This window comes from Mesorhizobium sp. (assembly GCF_005063415.1).
In the GTDB taxonomy this organism is placed as follows: Bacteria; Pseudomonadota; Alphaproteobacteria; order Rhizobiales; family Rhizobiaceae; genus Mesorhizobium.
The window spans coordinates 1-2249 of the sequence record NZ_SUEG01000299.1 but is presented as its reverse complement, the minus strand read 5'-3'; the positions used below and the strand labels follow the sequence as shown (position 1 = coordinate 2249).

General features: G+C 62.9%; 3 protein-coding genes and 1 tRNA gene. 2 read left to right on the top strand and 2 right to left on the bottom strand.

All coding sequences use genetic code 11. The features are described from left to right. Window positions 1-3 precede the first annotated feature (3 nt). Together E5W70_RS31990 and E5W70_RS31985 are read right to left on the bottom strand one after the other, a co-directional pair. A complete protein-coding gene (locus E5W70_RS31990) occupies window positions 4-342 on the bottom strand; it encodes a hypothetical protein (protein ID WP_292665306.1) in 339 nt (112 codons plus the stop codon). 276 nt (window positions 343-618) lie between these two features. Then, window positions 619-693, bottom strand: a tRNA-Gly gene (locus E5W70_RS31985). Window positions 694-926: 233 nt separating this feature from the next. Here E5W70_RS31985 and E5W70_RS31980 point away from each other — a divergent pair. Together E5W70_RS31980 and trxA are read left to right on the top strand one after the other, a co-directional pair. After that, window positions 927-1424 (top strand): prolyl-tRNA synthetase associated domain-containing protein, encoded by a 498-nt coding sequence (locus tag E5W70_RS31980; protein ID WP_292665304.1) that lies wholly within the window; start codon window positions 927-929, stop codon window positions 1422-1424. 85 nt (window positions 1425-1509) lie between these two features. Then, on the top strand, window positions 1510-2249 hold a 740-nt coding region (trxA, locus tag E5W70_RS31975; RefSeq protein ID WP_292665302.1), incomplete at its 3' end, for a thioredoxin.

Below are 2249 nucleotides of genomic sequence, written 5' to 3'. Positions count from 1 at the left end.
TGCTTACTCGGTTTCGTCAGAGGTGTCGTCGGCAGTGTCTGCCGCGTCTTTCGCGGCCTTCCTATCCAGCGCTGCCTGCAAGGCCAGCGTAGCCCGCGGTGAGGCCGGTGTCGTCGCAACGACCGCCATTGCATGAGCAACTCCGGTCGTCGACTTGTCCTTGGCCGCGGCCGAGGTGGCGGCGCCGTGTCCCTGCGAGCCGGCCCCGGCCGAGTTTCCGCCGTTACCGTTGCTGCCGCCATTGCCGTTGCCATTGCCATTGCCGCCGGGAGCAGCGAGGACCGGAGACGCGACAAGGGTGAGAGCGGCTACAGTCGCGAATAGACAGGTGCGCGTTTTCATAGTTCCTCCTTCGAGTCGCCCTCCCGCCAGGATGGGTTCCAGATGAGAAACGTCAGGACTTCCAATGTGAAAGTCCGCCGTTTACCTAGCTTTGTTCAAATACAGGATTCCACAAGACGGACCTTGGTCCGAAATCGACACGCAAAAGTCCTGAATTCTATCGGCAGTGTACTTCGCGACCGCAGCGCCTGCCGGCCAGTGTGTGTTGTGCAGTCCAAATGCGAAAAAGCCGCGGTGGACCGCGGCTTTTCGATGCTTGATTTCCCTTGAGAGAAATGGAGCGGGTGAAGCGATTCGAACGCTCGACCCCAACCTTGGCAAGGTTGTGCTCTACCCCTGAGCTACACCCGCTCGCGCGGCTTTTTGGGCCGCAAGCCGCGCCTATATGGCTGAAGAGCGCGGCGATTGCAACAGGGAATTCGCAGGCTTTTTGCTTCGCCGGCAATGCGGACAAGCCATCCTGCGAGACGTCGCAAGGCAATCGCCCCCGCGTTGCGCGACGGGCTTGTCTTGGCCGCATCATTGGCCGTAAACGGCGTTAGCCGAACAAGCCGTTGAAAAGCGGGCCATCTGAAGAAAGACCGATGCCGAAGACCGAAGCCGAACTTTTCGCCTTTCTTGCCGGACTCGGGATCGAGGTATCGACCCGGCGCCATCCGCCGCTGTTCACGGTCGCCGATTCGCAGGCGCTGCGCGGCGAGATTGCCGGCGGCCACACCAAGAACCTGTTCCTCAAGGACAAGAAGGACAATTTCTTCCTGGTCAGCGTCGACGAGGAGGCGGTGGTCGATCTCAAGCAGATCCACCATCTGATCGGCGCTGCGGGCCGCGTGTCTTTCGGCCGGCCGGAGATGCTGATGGAGCTTCTCGGCGTCGTCCCTGGCGCGGTCACGGTGTTCGGGCTGATCAACGACACCGATCGAAGGGTCCGGGTCGTTCTCGACGCGGAGCTGATGAGCCATGCGGTGGTCAATGCCCACCCGCTGACCAACGAAGCGACGACGTCCATCGCTGCCGCGGACCTGGTCAAATTCGTCGAGGCAACCGGACATGATGCTGTTATCTTGAAAGTCTCGGCATGATCGCCACATGGGTGACTGAAACCGGGTTCTAAAGAAGGATGTTGCGCCCGTCCCTTGGCCGGCGGCGCGACTGAAAGGCGATGAGATGAGCGATAGCAACCCCTTTGGCGGCCCATTTGGCAGCAATGGCGGCCAGTATGCCACCACCGTGCAATATGGCGGCACCGATGCCGCGCGTGAGAAGGTCGCGCTTGCGGAGGCGCCGGCCGACGTCATCAAGGACACAACGACCGCTGGATTTGCCGCCGACGTGATCCAGGAATCGCGCCGCCAACCGGTGCTGGTCGATTTCTGGGCGCCGTGGTGCGGCCCCTGCAAGCAATTGACGCCGCTGCTGGAGAAGGCGGTGAAAGCCGCCGGCGGCAAGGTCAAGCTGGTCAAGATGAATATCGACGACCATCCATCGATCGCCGGCCAGCTTGGCATCCAGTCGATACCGGCGGTCATTGCCTTCAAGGACGGCCAACCGGTCGACGGCTTCATGGGCGCCATTCCCGAGAGCCAGATCACGCAATTTATCCAGAAGGTCGGCGGCAAGAACGGTGGCGCGCCGCAAGTGGCCGAGGCGCTGGCCGCGGCCGCCGAGGCGCGCGACGCCGGGGATGTGCAGACCGCGGCCGACATTTACGATGCCATCCTGGAACAGGCGCCGGAGACGATCGAGGCGATCGCCGGCTTGGGCGATCTGCTGTTCGAGGCCGGCGATGCCGAAGGTGCCGAGGCGGTGCTGGCGCGGGCGCCGGAAGCCAAGAAGGATGCGCCCCAGCTCGCCGCGCTACGCGCCAAGATGGCGCTCGCAGCACAAGCCGCGGCACTTGGCAATCC

Bases quoted from the DNA above. Each gene is read 5' to 3' on its own strand.
- E5W70_RS31990 (WP_292665306.1), bottom strand. From the start codon at position 342: ATGAAAACGCGCACCTGTCTATTCGCGACTGTAGCCGCTCTCACCCTT.
- E5W70_RS31980 (WP_292665304.1), top strand. From the start codon at position 927: ATGCCGAAGACCGAAGCCGAACTTTTCGCCTTTCTTGCCGGACTCGGG.